Genomic DNA, 15,222 nt, shown 5'->3' with positions numbered 1-15,222 from the left:
CGCGCCGCCGCAATCCGGCACAATGTTGCCTTGACATCGTGTCAGCGATCCCGAGACGCGTAGAGAATTCCCCATTCAACCATCGAAACGCTCATGCAAACTGACCCCTCAATCTTCAAGGCCTATGACATCCGCGGCATCGTCGGCAAGACGTTGACGCCCGAGGTCGCCCGCCAGATCGGCCTGTCCTTTGGCTCCGCCGCCGTCGAACTTGGCGAGAAAACCGTCGTCGTGGGCCGTGACGGGCGCTTGTCCGGCCCGGATCTGCTCGGCGGACTCGTGGAAGGGCTGCGCGCTGCCGGTGTCGATGTGATCGACCTCGGCATGGTCGCCACCCCGATGGTCTACTTCGGCACCAATATCGAGCTGGACGGCCGCCGCGCCGGGTCCGGCATCATGGTCACCGGCAGCCACAATCCGCCCGACTACAACGGTTTCAAGATGGTGCTCGGTGGCAAGGCCATCTACGGCGACCAGATCCAGGCGCTGCACCAGCGCATCGAGGCCGCCAAGTACACGCAGGGCAGTGGCGGATACAAACTAGTCGATATCCGACAACAGTACCTCGACCGTATCGTCAGCGACGTCAAGCTGGCCCGCCCGATGAAAATCGCCCTGGACGCCGGTAACGGCGTGGCTGGCGCCTTCGTCGGCGACCTGTTCCGGGCGCTCGGCTGCGAGGTCGTCGAGCTGTTTTGCGATGTCGACGGCCATTTCCCGAACCATCATCCGGACCCGGCCCACGTCGAGAACCTGCAGGATCTGATGCAGTGCCTGCGCGACACCGACTGCGAGCTGGGCCTGGCCTTCGACGGCGACGGCGATCGCCTCGGCGTGGTCACCAAGGATGGCGAGGTCATCTTCCCGGACCGCCAGCTGATGCTGTTCGCCGAGGAAATCCTCTCGCGCAACCCGGGCGCGCAGGTCATCTACGACGTCAAGTGCACCGGCAAGCTGGCGCCATGGATTCGCGACCACGGCGGCGAGCCGCTGATGTGGAAGACCGGCCATTCGCTGGTCAAGGCCAAGCTCAAGGAAACCGGCGCGCCGATCGCCGGGGAGATGAGCGGCCACGTGTTCTTCAAGGACCGCTGGTACGGTTTCGACGATGGCCTCTACACGGGCGCGCGCCTGCTGGAAATCCTGTCGCGCCACGCCGACCCGAGCGCCGTGCTGAACGCGCTGCCGAACTCCAACTGCACGCCCGAATTGCAACTGAAGTGTGCCGAAGGCGAGGCGTTCACGCTGCTCGACAAGATCCGCGCCAATGCGAAGTTCGAGGGCGCGCGCGAAGTCATCACGATCGACGGCGTGCGCGTGGAGTACCCCGATGGCTTCGGCCTGGCGCGTCCGTCCAATACCACGCCAGTGGTCGTCATGCGTTTCGAAGCCGATAACGATGCCGCGCTGGCGCGCATCCAGGCCGAGTTCAAACGCGTGATCCTGGCCGAGAAGCCGGATGCAAAGCTCCCGTTCTGAGGTGGGGCAGCCGGCCGGCGCCGCCACGTCGAACCCGGCCGCGCCGCTGGTCGTGACATCGCCGTTCGCCTTGCCGGCCCGGCCGCGCATCCTGGTCGTCAAGGTGTCGTCGCTGGGCGATGTGGTGCACAACATGCCCCTCATCCACGATTTGCGCGCGCGTTGGCCCGATGCCGAGATCGACTGGGTGGTGGAAGAGGGCTATGTCGACCTGGTGCGGCTGCTGCCGGACGTCCACCGCGTGATCCCGTTCGCGCTGCGCCGCTGGCGCAAGCGGTTCTGGCAGGGCGGCACCTGGGCCGAAGTCGGCGCGCTGCGCGACGCGATCCGGGCGCGGCCCTATGACGCGGTGCTCGAGACCCAAGGCCTGCTGAAGACCGCGATCGTGGCGCGCACCGCCGCGCGCACGGCTGGCGCGCCCGTGATCGGGCTTGGCAATGCCACGCAGGGCTCCGGCTACGAGCCGGCATCGCGCCTGTTCTATACCGCGCCAGTCAAGGTGCCGCGCCAGACCCATTCGGTGCGGCGCTCGCGTCTGCTTGGTGCCGCGCTCACGGGCGGCACGCCGCCGGAGCCGCCGCGCTTCTTCGGTCCTGCGGTGACCTCGCTGCATGTCGATGATCCGCTCTGGGCTGGGCTGCCGCCTCGGTACGCGGTCTGTTTCCATGCCACGGCCGGCGCGAAGAAGCGCTGGCCCGTGGCGAACTGGCATGCCCTCGGTCAGAAGTTGCATGCCGAGGGCCTGACCGTGCTGCTGCCCTGGGGCAGCGAATCCGAACGCCGCGATGCCGAGGCGCTCGCCGCCGGCATGCCCGGCGCGCAGGTGCTGCCGCGCTTCTCGGTCATGCAGGGCTTTGGCCTGATCAATCGGGCCGAAGTGGTCATCGGTGTGGACACCGGCCTGGTGCATATCGCCGCTGCGCTGTGCCGGCCCACTGTCGAGATCTACACCGCCACCTGGCGCTGGAAGACCGAGGGCTACTGGTCCGACCGCATCGCCAATGTGGGCGACGACGGCATCGTGCCGTCCGTCGACGAGGTCTACGCCGCCGCCGCGCGGGTACGCGGAGTGCCTGCCTGATGCTTCGTCTGGTTTACACGTTGCTGTGGGGGGTGATCCTCCCACTGGCGCTGCTGCGTCTGGTCTGGCGGTCGCGCAAGGAACCTGGCTATCGCCGCCACATCGGGGAGCGGCTTGGCCGATATGCTGGGCTGTCGGCCAACGGGCCGTGGCTCTGGGTCCATGCGGTGTCGGTCGGCGAGACGCGCGCCGCGCAGCCGCTGCTCGACGCCTTGCTGGCCGCGTATCCCCGCCATCGTATTTTGCTGACCCATATGACGCCGACCGGCCGCCAGACTGGCCAGCAGCTCTATGGCGACAACCCACGCGTGCAGCAGTGCTACCTGCCGTACGACGTGCCCGCGCTGGTGCGCCGCTTCCTGGCGTACTTCCGGCCCGAGGCGGGCCTGATCATGGAGACCGAGGTTTGGCCGAACCTGGTCCACGTCACGCGCCAGGTAGGTGTGCCGCTGTTCCTGGTCAATGCCCGGCTGTCGCCGCGCAGCTATCGACGGACGGCGCGCTTCGGCGGCGCCGCGGCCTCGCTATATAACGATTTCACGGCGGTGCTGGCCCAAACGGCTGGCGATGCCGAGCGCTATCGCGCGCTCGGCGTGAAAGCCGTGCAGGTGACCGGCAATCTCAAGTTCGACATGCAGCCGCCGGAGGCCGGCGTCACGCGTGGCCAGACCCTGCGCCGGGCGTTCGGCGCCCGCCACGTGCTGGCCGCCGCGAGCACGCGTGAAGGGGAGGAGCCGCTGATCCTGGAGGCCTTCGCGCGCTGGCCCGGCGCGGCGCGTCCCGCGCTGCTGCTGGTACCGCGCCATCCGCAACGGTTCGACGAGGTGGCGGCGCTGGCCACACGCGCCGGCTTCAGCGTGCAGCGCCGCAGCCAGTTGGACGTGGAAACCCTGGACACGCCGATCACCGCCGACATCGTGCTCGGTGACTCGATGGGCGAGATGGCGATGTACTACGCCGCCTCGGATATCGCCTATATCGGCGGCAGCCTGATCCCGCTCGGCGGACAGAATCTGATCGAGTCCTGCGCCGTCGGCACGCCGGTGCTGATGGGCCTGCACACGTTCAACTTCGCCCAGGCCACCGAGGATGCCATCGCCGCCGGCGCCTGCCTGCGCGTGGCCGACGCCGACGCCCTGATGGCCGCCGCCTCGGCCGTGCTGGCCGACGAAGCGCGTCTGGCCGACATGCGTGCCCATGCGCTGACGTTCGCCGGCTTGCATCGGGGTGCCACGCAGCGCACTTTGGCATCCGTCGCGCCAGTGTTGCGCTGACATACAGGCGCCACGCGGGCGTCTACACTGGTTGCATAGTGAGGAAAAGTGCGACATCCGCCGCTTTAGCGCGGCATGCGCAACCAGGAGCTCGATCGATGCAACATCCCTTCTCCATGCGTGGTGGTTTCGCCACATTGATGCTGGCTGCCGTGGCGGCGGTGGCGGGCTGCGCCACCGGCCCGGCGCCCGACCAGCCATCGGCCAGCGCCAGCCTTAACGAGACCCGCTCCGGCGGCCCGAGCCGCTGGGAACTGATCCGCTGGCAGAACGCCGATGGCACAGTCCGTGACATTCCGCATGGCGACAACGGCCAGCCGGTCATCTTCGAATTCAATGATGGCATTGATGCCTCCCAAGGCACCGTGAGCGGCACCAGCGGCTGTAACCGCTTCACCGGCGGCTATGGCAAGACCAGCGCCGGCATCCGCTTTGACCGCATCGCCGGCACGCGTATGGCCTGCCCGGGCGTGCGGATGGAGGTGGAGAGCGCGCTGCTGAAGGCCATGCAGTCGCCCTTTACGACGGTCGGCACGCAGCCGTCCGCCGGCGCCACGGGGCGCCAGATCATCTGGAAGACGGCTGACGGCGATCTGTTGCAATTCGTCGAACGGGAAGGCGTGGGCCGGCGCGGCGCCAAGGCGGACGCCGCCGCGGGGCACGAGAAAATCGTCTATATCGACTCCCAGCGCGTGGAGTGCTCGGGCGTGGGCCGCATGCAGTGCTACCGCTGGCGCGAATCGCCCGATGCCCCGTGGCAGCTCTGGCACGGGCCGATCGAGGGCCTGGATTTCGAATCCGGCGTGAGCTACAAGCTGCGCGTGCGCGAGTACCAGGTGCCGAATCCGCCAGCCGACGCGTCGGCCATCCGCTGGCAGCTGTTGAGCGTGGAGGAGCGCAAGCGCGGGGGGTGATCCATACGGATCGATTAGAATGCCGGACCAAGCTTGGGGGCGACTGACCCGCAAGCCACCTCGGGTGACTCGTATTGCAGGGTTTTTATGCTTGATCGCAAGAATCGGCTGTCCACGCTCGCCGACGTCCTACTCTTCGCCTTTCCTATCCTGATCCTGTGCGTTTCACACGGGGCCGGGGTATTTCTGGGGGGCGTCTGCCTGCTGGCCCTTGCTGGATGGCGGGAGATGGGCCGTGCCTGGCGCGACCATGTTTCCGTGCTGCGGCCGCTGGCAATTGCCGTGCTGGCATTCATGGCAGTATGCGTCGCCTCGAAGATTTATCACGACACGCCGTGGAACGTGATCGACAATCCATCGCGCGCGCTGCTCGTGGTGCTGACCTGCTGGGTCATCGTCCGCGTGGCGCCGAATCCGGAGCGGCTCTGGCAGGGCATTACTGTGGCGCTATTCCTGGCCCTGCTCATCATTGCGTACCAGTACTTCTGGCTGGCCGACTCCCGCCCCTCGGCGTGGGTACAGCCGATCGCGTTCGCCAACATGGTGGCTGCGCTGGCGCTCGTCGGGTTTGCCCGGCCCGGAGACAGCCGGCGAGACCATGCCGCCGCCTGGTTCAATGTCTTCTGCGCGGTGTCCATCCTCATGATGAACGGCACGCGCGGGGCAATGATCGCGATGCTCGTGACCCTGTTTCCGCTGCTGCTGGTGCGCTACCAGCGCTTCAGCGCGCGAATGTTCCTCGTCGCCACGTTGGCGATCGGGGGGCTGGTGGCCGGTTCATACTTGGTGCCGCATAGCCCCGTGGCGAAGCGAGTGGACCAAGCGTTCGTCGAAATCCACAAGTTCGAGCAGGGTAACGCCGAGTCGTCGGTCGGGGCACGGCTCAAGATGTGGGAAATCGGCCTAGCCTATTTCGAGGACCATCCGTGGACGGGTATCGGCATAGGCCAGTTTGCGCGCGTCCTGCGTGCGTCGCCCTACTGTGATGGCCGCACCAAGCCCTCCATGGTTTGTGTGCTCGAACATGCACATAATGATATGGTCGAAGCGGCGTCGACCACGGGCGTGCCAGGGCTGGTGACGTTCCTCGGACTCTTTCTGGTTCCGGCGGGTATTGCAGTCTCGACGCTGCGACGCTGCCGTGCCAACCAGAGCGACCGTGGCGTGAGTCTGGCGTGCGCCTGCCTTGGCGTAGTGATGGCGTCGCTGATCTCGGGGCTGACCCAAGTGACGATGGCACACCAGGCCAACGTGGTCTTCTACGCTGGTCTGATCGGCCTGTTGTTGGGGTTGGCGGGACGTGAGGCCTACGCCACTCGCACCCTTCCGGCCAAAAGCGCGCCGGCGACGCTACCATCGGCGGGCGCGCGTCGGATGAGTGCCAGCAGTGTCTGAGCGTCTTTGATTTTCAGGAGGGGTTCCGGCTACCGCGGCGCAATGGAGATGGCAGCGGCGCCGACCCCACCCGCGCCTTCTCCGGCAGCTTGTACATCGTGCCCGGCACCGACGTCAGCAGCGTATTGATCTGCACGACGTCTTCCTCGCTGAGCACCGCCGTCGACGCCTTCAGGCGTAGCCCGTTCATGATCGTGTCGTAGCGGGCCTTGGCCAGGTCGCGGCGGGTCGAGAACAGCTGCGCCTCGGCATTCAGCACATCGATATTGATGCGCACACCCACCTCGTAGCCCAACTGGTTCGATTCCACCGCGCTCTGTGCCGAGCGTTCGGCCGCTTCGAGCGCCTTGACCTGCGCTAGCCCGTTGGACACCCCCGAGTACGTCTGCCGCGCAGTCTGCGCAGCCGTGCGGCGCGCGAATTCGAGGTCGCTGGCGGCCTTGTCGGCCAGCGCCAGCGTCTCCCGCACGCGCGACTGGATCTGTCCGCCGGCGTAGATCGGAATGCTCAGTTGCACGCCGACCACGCCCGAGTTGTAGCGGCTGCCGACATTGCTGAGCTGGGTCGCCGTGCCCTGCGCATTGGTATAGCCATACGACGCGACGAGGTCGACGGACGGCAGGTGGCCGGCCCGGGCCTTGTTCGATTCCCGCTGGGCGGTCTCGAGGTTGTAGCCGGCAACGCCGACCTGAAGATTGGTCTGCTCCGCCTGCGCGGCCCAGGCGTTCACGTCGGCGGGCATCGGGCCCGGAATGGCGGCCTCGGCGCGCAGCCCCATCAATTCGTCGACCGGCTTGCCAGTGATCTGCTGCAACGACGCGCGTGCCACTTCGAGCGCGCTTCGGGCCGAAATCTCGGTGGCCGTGGCCAGGTCGTACCGCGCCTGGGCGTCGTTGGCATCGGTAATGGTGGCCGTGCCCACCTCGAAATTGCGCTTGGCCTGCTCGAGTTGCTCGCCGATGGCCTTCTTCTGGGCGCCGGCCAGGTACAGGTTGTCCTGCGCGGCCAGCACGTCGAAATAGGCCTGGGAGGCCCGCGTGATCAGGTCGAGCTGCGCCTGCTGGAACGTGACTTCGCCGGCCAGCGTGGCCAGTTCGCCCTGCTTGTACGTTTCCCAGCGATCCCAGCGGAACAGCGGCTGCGTCAGTTGCAGCGCCCAGGTGTTGGCGTTGAAGTAGCGCGTGACGTCCACGGGCGAGCTGTAGTCGGCCATGGTGCGCTGCACGCCCGCCGTGCCAAGCACCTGCGGCAGCAGGCCGGCGCGTGCCTGGGGCAGGCGCTCGCGCGTGGCCAGCAGTTGTGAGCGGGCGCTCGCGAACTGGGCGTCATTGGCTTGCGCATCGCGGTAGACCTGGAGCAGGTCCGCCCCCGCAGCGGCCGGAACATGCAGCAGGGCCAGCAGGGACACGGCGAGCGCCAGGGGTTTCCTGGCTGCACCGGGCACGGCGAGAAGCGCGAAACTCATGACATCTCCAGCTCGGCCAGCGCGCGCGCGGCCATCGTTCTTGTTGGTCTACGGGTGATACTGCTGAGGCGAGCGACTTCGGGACTTCGGGATTCAGCGTGACGGCGGGGCCCGGACATCGCCCGGGCCGCCTCCCTCAATACTGCGGAACGGACGGGTCCACCTGCGTGGACCACGCGTGGATGCCGCCAGTCAGGTTGTAGACGTTGGCGTAGCCCTGGCGCTCCAGGAAGCTGGCCACCTGCATGCTGCGCGCACCGTGGTGGCAGATGCAGACGATCTGCGCTTCATCGTCGAGTTCGCCGAGGCGGGCCGGGATCTGGCCCATCGGGATGTGGGTGATGCCGGGCATCGCGGCGGTGCGGATCTCGAGATCCTCGCGCACATCGAGCAGCACCGGCTTGGCGCGGCCGGCGTCAGCCAGCCATTGCGCGAGTTCGGGGGCAGTAATGACCTGCATGGCGGCTCCCGGCGGCTCAGAACTGGAACCGCGACGGCTGGGCAGCGCCTTGCAGCGGCTTGACCAGCGTCTCGAACAGGTTCACCGACTGGTAGCCGGATTCCGAGGTGCGCGTGATGATGCGCGCTTCCATCACCGGCGCGTCACCGACGATGACCGCGATGCGGCCGCCCACCTTGACCTGCGACAGCAGCGCCTGCGGAATCTCGGGCACCGAGCCCGACACGCAGATCACATCGTACGGCGCGGCGGCAGCCCAGCCCTCGGCGCCATTGCCTTCGGCCACTTCGGCGTTGCTCACGCCGGCGGCGGCCAGGTTCTGCCGGGCCAGTTCGGCCAGCTCGGGCACGATTTCCACGGTCAGCACGTGGCGGGCGCGGTTGGCCAGCAGGGCGGCCATGTAGCCGGAGCCGGCGCCGATTTCCAGAACATTCTCATGCTTGCGCACGTTCAGGTCCTGCAGCAGACGGGCTTCCACGCGCGGGGCCAGCATGTTCTGGCCGGCCGGCAGCGGGATCTCCATGTCGACGAAAGCCAGCGCGGCGTATGCCTGCGGCACGAACTGCTCGCGCTTGACCACGGCCAGCAGGTCCAGGATTTCCTGGTCCAGCACGTCCCACGGACGAATTTGCTGTTCGATCATGTTGAAGCGGGCTTTTTCGAGATCCATCTTGCCTTTTCCTTCCAATTCCAGTGCTTGCGGAGAGCCCGCCATTTTACCCCTGCGGACTGCCGCAGGATGTTTACAGATTATTGGCAACGACTTGCGCGGGGCCAGTTGTTGCGCGTTGGCACAGGGCCGGCGCTCAGCTGTCCTCGCCGCCAGCCCGCTCGGCCGCCTGGGCGGCCAACATTTCATCCCGGATCTGTTCCCAGACCCAGGGGCCGGACTTCGCCGGCAGCGGCGTGTCCCGGGCCGCGCCCGTGGTCAGGCCGAACAGCAGCATCTGGATCAACTGGTCCACGAACGCCGCCGGATCGATCTCCTGCACCGCCACCTGGCTGAACGCGCGCTGCCACAGCATCAGGAAGACCAGCGGGGCGCAGATCAGCGTGGTGGCGGGGTTTGCCGGGGTCTCACGGAACTCCCCGCGCGCCGCGCCCCGGGCCAGTACACGGGCGAACAACTCGTCGCCGGGGCCCATCACTTCGTCCTGGTAAAACTGGGCGATGTCCGGGAAATTGCCCGATTCGGCCATGATCAGCTTGGTCAGCCCGGCGGCGCGCGTGGCGCCGATCAGGCCCCACCAGCCCAGCAGCAGCTCGCGCAACAGTTCGGGCGTGGACCCTTCGTAGGTCTCGACCAGATCGATTCCCCGGGCCAGCGCCGGCACCATGTTCTCGCGCACGACGGTCTTGAACAGCTCTTCCTTGTTCGCGAAGTACAGGTAAACAGTGCCTTTCGAGACACCTGCGGCGGCGGCAACGTCCTCGAGCCGGGTCGCGGCGTAGCCGCGCTCCACGAACAATTCCAGCGCGGCCGCCACCAGCTCCTGCGGGCGCGCGGCCTTGCGCCGGTGCCACCGGCGCGCGTCGGGATCTTTCTTGGGCGAGAGTGCGGTCACAGGGCAGGGATACGCGAGACGGCGGCGCACGTCCGCGTGGCGGCGCCGCATCGAAATTAAATAACTTGTGGGTCAGTAATGTAGAGGAGCGGTCTTGAGCGGTCAAGCCAGCACCATCCCGCATTGTGACGCATCCGGCGCAGGTTGCGCTTTGTTGCAGGTTGGACGGGACGGCTCAGGCAGAATGACGCCTTTCGCGTACCTTTCCCGATGTCTTGCATGACGACATCTGCGCCTGAACCTTGAGCATGGCCTGCCAGTCTGACTTTTCCTGCCGCGATGGTTGCGGCGCCTGCTGCATCGCGCCGTCCATCACGTCGCCGTTACCGGGCATGCCGCACGGCAAGCCGGCGGGGCAGCCCTGTGCCCAGTTGCTGCCCGACATGCGCTGCGCGGTGTTCGGCCAGCCCGAACGGCCCGCGTTCTGCGGCGGGTTGCGCCCGTCGGCCGAGATGTGTGGCAACTCCCGCGAGGCGGCGCTGCACTGGCTGACCCGGCTCGAGGCGCTGACCGCGCCATCCACCGTTGCCGCCTGACTGGCATCAGGCCGCAGCCCGTCTTTTGGAGGTTCTACGATGATCGCGATGACACGCCGGCGCTGGCTGGCGGCCGCAGGCATCGCCACGGCAACTGCCGCCACCGCCTGGCTGGCGGCCTGCAGTGGGTTCATGAACGAATACACGTTCTCGCAAAGCCAGCTTCAGTCGGCGCTTGAACGCAAGTTTCCGTTCAACAAGCGCTATATGGAGTTGTTCGATATCCAGCTCGCCAACCCGCAGTTGGCGCTGGACCCCACGCGCAACCGCGTGACCGTGCAGTTCGACGCCACCATCGACAACCGGCTGTTCTTCCGCCAGCCGCTGACCGGCCGTTTCGCGCTGGACAGCGCGTTGCGCTACGACCCGCCGTCACACTCGCTGGTGCTACAGGACCCCGAGGTGCGCCAGTTCGACGTGCAGGGCATGCCGGCACAGTTCTCGCGTCAGCTCAATGCGCTGGGCGGGATCCTGTCCGAGCAGCTGTTGCAGGGCTACCCGCTGTATACGTTCAAGCCGGAGCAGTTGCGGCTGGCTGGCGCGCCGGCGGAGCCCGGTACAATCACGGTCCTGCCGGACGGCATCAACGTCAAGATTAATCGTCCGTAAACACGGTTTCCCAATAATAATGCCGAGGGTTCGCGCATCCCCGCGCGGACCGAACCGCGCCTGACCTCTCCTGAATCCGCATGGATATCGCACTTGCCCTGAAAGCCGTGATCCTCGGCATCGTCGAAGGACTGACCGAGTTTCTCCCCATCTCCAGTACCGGCCACCTGATTCTTGCCGGCCAGTTGCTCGATTTCAACGACGAGAAGGGCAAGATCTTCGAAATCGTGATTCAGTTCGGTGCGATTCTGGCGGTGTGCTGGGAATTCCGGCGCAGGATTGGTGCGGTGGTCAGCGGCCTGGGTTCCGATCCGAAAGCCCAGCGGTTTGCGATCAACGTCATTGTGGCCAGCGTGCCGGCCATCGTGCTGGCGCTGATCTTCGGCAAGTGGATCAAGGCCCATTTGTTCAATCCGATGAGCGTGGCCATGGCGTTTATCGTCGGCGGCGTGGTGATTTTGCTCGCCGAATGGCGCGACGCACGCCGGGGTACGGTTTCGCATCCGCAGGGCAATGCGCTGCTGGAAGCGGCCAAGGCCGGGGCGCCGCGCATCGAATCGGTGGATGACCTGAACTGGCGCGACGCGCTGAAGGTCGGCCTGGCGCAGTGCTGCGCGCTGGTGCCCGGCACGTCCCGCTCCGGCGCTACGATTATCGGCGGCATGCTGTTTGGCCTGTCGCGCCAGGTGGCGACCGAGTTCTCGTTCTTCCTGGCCATTCCGGTGATTTTCGGCGCCACGGTCTACGAGCTGTACAAGGCACGCGCGCTGCTCTCCGCCGACGACCTGGGGATTTTCGGCATCGGCTTTGTCTTCGCGTTCCTGTCGGCGTTCCTGTGCGTGCGCTGGCTGTTGCGTTTCGTCGCCACGCACGATTTCAAGCCATTCGCGTGGTACCGGATTGTCTTCGGGATTATCGTGCTGGCCACGGCGTGGACCGGGGTGGTGTCCTGGCACGCTTGAGGTAAGCGGAGCAAATAAAAAAGGCGTGGTCTCTATCGGCCACGCCTTTTTTGTTTCTGCTGGTGCCCCAGCGATCAACGCTTGCGGAACACCACGTCCCAGACGCCGTGTCCGAGCCGGACGCCGCGCTTCTCGAATTTGGTCACGGGCCGGTAATCGGGCCGCTCGGCAAAACCGCCCTCGGCCTGCGAGGTATTTTCTAGGGCCGGTTCGCCCGACAGCACTTCCACCATCTGGTAGGCATACTCCTCCCAGTCCGTGGCGCAGTGGAGATAACCACCGGGCTTCAGGCGGCTGGCCAGCAGCTTGACCAGCGGCGGCTGCACCAGCCGGCGCTTGTTGTGCTTCTTCTTGTGCCAGGGGTCGGGGAAGAAGATATGCACGCCATCGAGACAATTCTCAGTCAGCATGTGTGCGATGACCTCGACCGCATCGTGTCGCATGATGCGAACATTCTCAATGCCACGCTCGCCGGCCAGCTTCAGCAAGGCGCCAACGCCGGGCTCGTGCACCTCGCAGCCCAGGAAGTTGTCCTGCGGACGTAGTTGGGCGATGTGCGCGGTGGTCTCGCCCATGCCGAAGCCGATCTCGAGGATGGCCGGGCCCGAACGGCCGAAGGTGGCCGTCCAGTCGAGCGGCGTGGGCGCATAGGGCACGATGAAGCGCGGGCCAAGGTCGTCGATGGCGCGCTGCTGCCCGGTGGAGGTGCGCCCGGCGCGCCGCACGAACGAGCGGATGCGGCGCGGATGCGCAACGTCATCGCCGGGTTGGCGCGGGGCATCTGACGTGGCCTCGGCGTCGTCGGCCGGCTTCGGTTCGGTACTGGCGTCTTGGGGGAGCATGGCAACAAAAAGCCGCCGGGCGGAGTGCCGATCGGACTATCGACCGGGTGCCAGAGGCGGCTTGTTCAATCAGGGGTGGAGCGGGCGATGGGAATCGAACCCACGTCTTTAGCTTGGGAAGCTAAGGTAATGGCCATTATACGACGCCCGCTATGGCTACAGGGGCCGGATTCTAGCACGACTCTCAGCGCAGCACCCTCTTCGATTGTTCTTTGGTGGTGTCCACGCGCTCACTCGGGCAGCAAAAACCGAGAGTGTTTTGGCCGGCACTTCACCGCGCCATTGCATGGTCACTACGTGGCCCGCCCTATAAGCAGACGGGCGCCGAATGCGCCCCATCTGCTTCGACGGGGTCAACTGCGAACCCGCTGAGGTCTGCCCGGGCCTAACTGGGTCCCCGTGGGTGCGATCCCGGCCTTTTTGACTCTTGCCTGGCGAAATTTCTCGATAGGCCTATCAATGACCAAAACGACCAGCACCGATATTGCAATAGAGCCAATTACGGGGTAGATGTTGCCCGGTCCAAAAGCTCCACTACACAACGGTATGACCATCATCTGGCTCAAATATACCGGGTAAGATAACTCTCCGATCCATCTGTCCACTCGACTCGACTTCGATAAATGGAATATTGCCGGAATGCTGATAAACACTGCGAGCAGGTAAAGAAGTTGACCGGTATAGAAGCCCGGAATAACTGAGGCCGCAGTCGAAAGATTGGGATAGTAGACGGTTAAGGCCAGCACAGTAGTTAGGCACAGCCACCCGACCAATCTGCGCCTAAGAAAGCTGACCTCCTTGTACGCGCGGTAGGCAATGGAGCCGAGAATAAAGAGGCCCAACTCAAAGGGTAGGAATCGATAGGTCCAAGGGTCTTCCGCGAGCCCATTGTTGAAGGCGTACGCCCTGGCAGCAGTACTCGCCGCTGCGACTGCAACGAGGACCGCAAGTTTGCGCCGGAAAATGAAGGGCGCAATCAGGTAGACGGCGATCTCGATGCCAAGCGTCCATGCCTGAGGAACGAAAGCAAGTTCGAAGGCTCGCGGGTGAAAGCTCAGGAAACTGGTAGTCGCCGCAATCTGCGGTCCATCGAACCTGAGGAAGAAACCCCAATCCATTCCGATCAGCGCGATGTTAGTGACCAGCAAATAGAGTTTGCTAGCGAAACCGAGATCATCGAAATATCGGCTGAAATTACGAAGGGTTCCGATCGTATGGACGTTGGGGTGCGGCTGCTCCAGGAGCGAGAGCGCGATCGAGGCCGCAAGAATTGTCCAGTAAATCGGATAGATTCTCAAGAAACGATTTGAATAGAAGAGCTTCGTGCCCGTCAATCCAGGTCCGTATTTCTCGTTCAGGATAAGCGAAATATAGAAACCGGAGACGATATAAAACGCCTGGACTGCAACGGCGCCCCCGGTAAATTCCCACCCGAAAAGTGGCGAAGAATGCGCGACAACTACAGCGATAGCGAGTAGTAGACGGAAAAATCCCATCCAGTAGCTCCGTTTTTCTTGAGTCCCGGATTATATGTCAAAGCTAATACGTATCTGATGCCGGCCTCCGCTCATCAAGTCAGCCAGGAAAGTCACTTGCGGAACAAGGATTCGTACTCTGGGTCGTATGGCGCCCGCCAGCCTCTCGCAATTCGGTCTATTGCCTTCTGCTGACAAACGCCATCCTGAATCAGCCGATGGAGTTCAGCATTCGCGGCGTCGCTCTGGAATACTCGGGCGGTGATGGGCTCTTCTACAGGGCATGGCTCAGGTTCTTGGGGGGGTACCGCCACCGCCTTGGCACTCTCTGGCACTAGGTCGCAGAACCAAGTCTTGCCGTCGCAGCGCCTGCCACTGTCATTGGTCCAGTACGCGAAAAAACCAAAGGCGAGGAATGCTATTAGCATGACTGCGGCCCGTTGGCTTACGAATCTCCAAAAATAAAAAACTGCTCCCGCCATGGCGATGACGCCCATTCTGTAAATCTCCGCTTTGCTGCGACTGTTCCTTGGCTTTACTTTCCCCCGGGCTGTCTAGAAGAGACACGCCTGCTGTCCCACTTCTATGGAGGAAGGTAGCACGCAATTTCAAGCCTAACCGGCGAGGATACCGCAAAGCTCAACCATCGGTAATCCAAAGAGTGTGGGTGACGAATTCATCACTGTGACTCCAATTTGCCCGCAGAGCTATTGACGCCGCCTGCCGAAAATCCGATGGACAATAGTGTCCACTTCAATCCCTCCGCATCCGCCGTGCACCTCGCCCCCGCCCAGCGCTTCAATGCCGAATTCCTGCCGCGCATCATCGCGCGCATTCACGCGTTGTCTCGCGGCACGCTTCAGACCGAGGTACGGCCCGCCGATCGCCCGCATCTGCCGGCCTGCCTGCGGGTCTCCGGGGCCGCGCGGGCCGGCGGCGGGCGCTATGCGCATCCGCTGGACATCACGCTGTCATGGGATGGCTACGAGGTGGAGCGGCTGTTCGAGATCGGCGGCGAAACGCGCTTTGCCGCCTACCTGGAGGCGCTGCCTGCCAAGCTCGATGCCTGGCAGGATGCCCGCCAGCTCGATCTGAACACCCGCACCCAGGCCGATCCGGCGGTCTTGATCGGCGGGCTCGATTTCGAGCATCTGGTTCGCTAGCC

16 protein-coding genes and 1 tRNA gene are annotated in these 15,222 nt (G+C 64.8%); 9 read left to right on the top strand and 8 right to left on the bottom strand.

Annotated elements, in window-relative coordinates:
* Positions 1–93: 93 nt before the first annotated feature.
* The 5 genes from AC1DEL_RS06170 to AC1DEL_RS06150 all read left to right on the top strand — a co-directional run bounded on the left by AC1DEL_RS06170 (position 94) and on the right by AC1DEL_RS06150 (position 6,143).
* A complete protein-coding gene (locus AC1DEL_RS06170) occupies positions 94–1,479 on the top strand; it encodes a phosphomannomutase/phosphoglucomutase (RefSeq protein WP_477125456.1) in 1,386 nt (461 codons plus the stop codon).
* Positions 1,460–2,560 carry a lipopolysaccharide heptosyltransferase I gene (gene waaC / locus AC1DEL_RS06165; protein ID WP_477125457.1) on the top strand — a complete coding sequence of 367 codons (1,101 nt, stop codon included), beginning with the start codon at positions 1,460–1,462 and terminating at the stop codon, positions 2,558–2,560. Before AC1DEL_RS06170 ends, waaC begins: the two co-directional genes overlap by 20 nt.
* Positions 2,560–3,834 carry a lipid IV(A) 3-deoxy-D-manno-octulosonic acid transferase gene (gene waaA, locus AC1DEL_RS06160; RefSeq protein WP_477125458.1) on the top strand — a complete coding sequence of 425 codons (1,275 nt, stop codon included), beginning with the start codon at positions 2,560–2,562 and terminating at the stop codon, positions 3,832–3,834. The genes waaC and waaA overlap by 1 nt, the downstream gene beginning before the upstream one ends.
* A gap of 116 nt (positions 3,835–3,950) precedes the next feature.
* Positions 3,951–4,748 carry a DUF4377 domain-containing protein gene (locus AC1DEL_RS06155; protein WP_477125539.1) on the top strand — a complete coding sequence of 266 codons (798 nt, stop codon included), beginning with the start codon at positions 3,951–3,953 and terminating at the stop codon, positions 4,746–4,748.
* A gap of 87 nt (positions 4,749–4,835) precedes the next feature.
* The gene (locus tag AC1DEL_RS06150; RefSeq protein ID WP_477125459.1) at positions 4,836–6,143 is read left to right on the top strand and encodes an O-antigen ligase family protein; all 1,308 of its coding nucleotides are present in this window, start codon (positions 4,836–4,838) and stop codon (positions 6,141–6,143) included.
* Positions 6,144–6,156: 13 nt separating this feature from the next.
* Here the strand turns inward: AC1DEL_RS06150 and AC1DEL_RS06145 are convergent, their stop codons facing one another.
* The 4 genes from AC1DEL_RS06145 to AC1DEL_RS06130 form a co-directional block, all read right to left on the bottom strand.
* Entirely contained in the window at positions 6,157–7,608 is a 1,452-nt protein-coding gene (locus tag AC1DEL_RS06145) for a TolC family outer membrane protein (protein ID WP_441645189.1), read from the bottom strand.
* Positions 7,609–7,744: 136 nt separating this feature from the next.
* Entirely contained in the window at positions 7,745–8,068 is a 324-nt protein-coding gene (locus AC1DEL_RS06140) for a rhodanese-like domain-containing protein (protein ID WP_092290575.1), read from the bottom strand.
* Positions 8,069–8,084: 16 nt separating this feature from the next.
* A complete protein-coding gene (locus AC1DEL_RS06135; RefSeq protein WP_092290573.1) occupies positions 8,085–8,738 on the bottom strand; it encodes a protein-L-isoaspartate O-methyltransferase family protein in 654 nt (217 codons plus the stop codon).
* Between the two features lie 136 nt (positions 8,739–8,874).
* Positions 8,875–9,633 carry a TetR/AcrR family transcriptional regulator gene (locus tag AC1DEL_RS06130; protein WP_477125460.1) on the bottom strand — a complete coding sequence of 253 codons (759 nt, stop codon included), beginning with the start codon at positions 9,631–9,633 and terminating at the stop codon, positions 8,875–8,877.
* Positions 9,634–9,881: 248 nt separating this feature from the next.
* On the opposite strand from AC1DEL_RS06130, the gene AC1DEL_RS06125 reads away from it, so the two are divergent.
* The 3 genes from AC1DEL_RS06125 to AC1DEL_RS06115 all read left to right on the top strand — a co-directional run bounded on the left by AC1DEL_RS06125 (position 9,882) and on the right by AC1DEL_RS06115 (position 11,740).
* Positions 9,882–10,169 carry a YkgJ family cysteine cluster protein gene (locus tag AC1DEL_RS06125; RefSeq protein ID WP_477125461.1) on the top strand — a complete coding sequence of 96 codons (288 nt, stop codon included), beginning with the start codon at positions 9,882–9,884 and terminating at the stop codon, positions 10,167–10,169.
* Between the two features lie 39 nt (positions 10,170–10,208).
* Positions 10,209–10,778 (top strand): DUF1439 domain-containing protein, encoded by a 570-nt coding sequence (locus AC1DEL_RS06120; protein ID WP_092290567.1) that lies wholly within the window; start codon positions 10,209–10,211, stop codon positions 10,776–10,778.
* Positions 10,779–10,858: 80 nt separating this feature from the next.
* The gene (locus tag AC1DEL_RS06115) at positions 10,859–11,740 is read left to right on the top strand and encodes an undecaprenyl-diphosphate phosphatase (protein WP_092290565.1); all 882 of its coding nucleotides are present in this window, start codon (positions 10,859–10,861) and stop codon (positions 11,738–11,740) included.
* Between the two features lie 74 nt (positions 11,741–11,814).
* Here AC1DEL_RS06115 and trmB read toward each other — a convergent pair whose 3' ends face one another.
* The 4 genes from trmB to AC1DEL_RS06095 all read right to left on the bottom strand — a co-directional run bounded on the left by trmB (position 11,815) and on the right by AC1DEL_RS06095 (position 14,554).
* Positions 11,815–12,582 (bottom strand): tRNA (guanosine(46)-N7)-methyltransferase TrmB, encoded by a 768-nt coding sequence (trmB, locus tag AC1DEL_RS06110; protein ID WP_092290563.1) that lies wholly within the window; start codon positions 12,580–12,582, stop codon positions 11,815–11,817.
* A gap of 76 nt (positions 12,583–12,658) precedes the next feature.
* Positions 12,659–12,733, bottom strand: a tRNA-Gly gene (locus AC1DEL_RS06105).
* Positions 12,734–12,935: 202 nt separating this feature from the next.
* The gene (locus AC1DEL_RS06100) at positions 12,936–14,078 is read right to left on the bottom strand and encodes an acyltransferase family protein (protein ID WP_477125462.1); all 1,143 of its coding nucleotides are present in this window, start codon (positions 14,076–14,078) and stop codon (positions 12,936–12,938) included.
* Positions 14,079–14,170: 92 nt separating this feature from the next.
* Complete coding sequence (locus AC1DEL_RS06095) at positions 14,171–14,554, bottom strand: hypothetical protein (protein ID WP_441645192.1); 384 nt, start codon at positions 14,552–14,554, stop codon at positions 14,171–14,173.
* Between the two features lie 237 nt (positions 14,555–14,791).
* On the opposite strand from AC1DEL_RS06095, the gene AC1DEL_RS06090 reads away from it, so the two are divergent.
* Complete coding sequence (locus tag AC1DEL_RS06090; protein ID WP_441645193.1) at positions 14,792–15,220, top strand: DUF5594 family protein; 429 nt, start codon at positions 14,792–14,794, stop codon at positions 15,218–15,220.
* Positions 15,221–15,222 lie beyond the last annotated feature (2 nt).

It is taken from the genome of Cupriavidus sp. 10L43_2 (assembly GCF_056395265.1).
The sequence above is the reverse complement of the archived record's forward strand: the minus strand, read 5'-3'. Positions and strand labels throughout refer to the sequence as shown.

Bases quoted from the DNA above. Each gene is read 5' to 3' on its own strand.
- waaC (WP_477125457.1), top strand. From the start codon at position 1,460: ATGCAAAGCTCCCGTTCTGAGGTGGGGCAGCCGGCCGGCGCCGCCACG.
- AC1DEL_RS06155 (WP_477125539.1), top strand. From the start codon at position 3,951: ATGCGTGGTGGTTTCGCCACATTGATGCTGGCTGCCGTGGCGGCGGTG.
- AC1DEL_RS06150 (WP_477125459.1), top strand. From the start codon at position 4,836: ATGCTTGATCGCAAGAATCGGCTGTCCACGCTCGCCGACGTCCTACTC.
- AC1DEL_RS06145 (WP_441645189.1), bottom strand. From the start codon at position 7,608: ATGAGTTTCGCGCTTCTCGCCGTGCCCGGTGCAGCCAGGAAACCCCTG.
- AC1DEL_RS06170 (WP_477125456.1), top strand. From the start codon at position 94: ATGCAAACTGACCCCTCAATCTTCAAGGCCTATGACATCCGCGGCATC.
- AC1DEL_RS06100 (WP_477125462.1), bottom strand. From the start codon at position 14,078: ATGGGATTTTTCCGTCTACTACTCGCTATCGCTGTAGTTGTCGCGCAT.
- AC1DEL_RS06140 (WP_092290575.1), bottom strand. From the start codon at position 8,068: ATGCAGGTCATTACTGCCCCCGAACTCGCGCAATGGCTGGCTGACGCC.
- AC1DEL_RS06090 (WP_441645193.1), top strand. From the start codon at position 14,792: ATGGACAATAGTGTCCACTTCAATCCCTCCGCATCCGCCGTGCACCTC.
- waaA (WP_477125458.1), top strand. From the start codon at position 2,560: ATGCTTCGTCTGGTTTACACGTTGCTGTGGGGGGTGATCCTCCCACTG.
- AC1DEL_RS06115 (WP_092290565.1), top strand. From the start codon at position 10,859: ATGGATATCGCACTTGCCCTGAAAGCCGTGATCCTCGGCATCGTCGAA.
- AC1DEL_RS06120 (WP_092290567.1), top strand. From the start codon at position 10,209: ATGATCGCGATGACACGCCGGCGCTGGCTGGCGGCCGCAGGCATCGCC.
- AC1DEL_RS06125 (WP_477125461.1), top strand. From the start codon at position 9,882: ATGGCCTGCCAGTCTGACTTTTCCTGCCGCGATGGTTGCGGCGCCTGC.
- AC1DEL_RS06135 (WP_092290573.1), bottom strand. From the start codon at position 8,738: ATGGATCTCGAAAAAGCCCGCTTCAACATGATCGAACAGCAAATTCGT.
- AC1DEL_RS06095 (WP_441645192.1), bottom strand. From the start codon at position 14,554: ATGGGCGTCATCGCCATGGCGGGAGCAGTTTTTTATTTTTGGAGATTC.
- trmB (WP_092290563.1), bottom strand. From the start codon at position 12,582: ATGCTCCCCCAAGACGCCAGTACCGAACCGAAGCCGGCCGACGACGCC.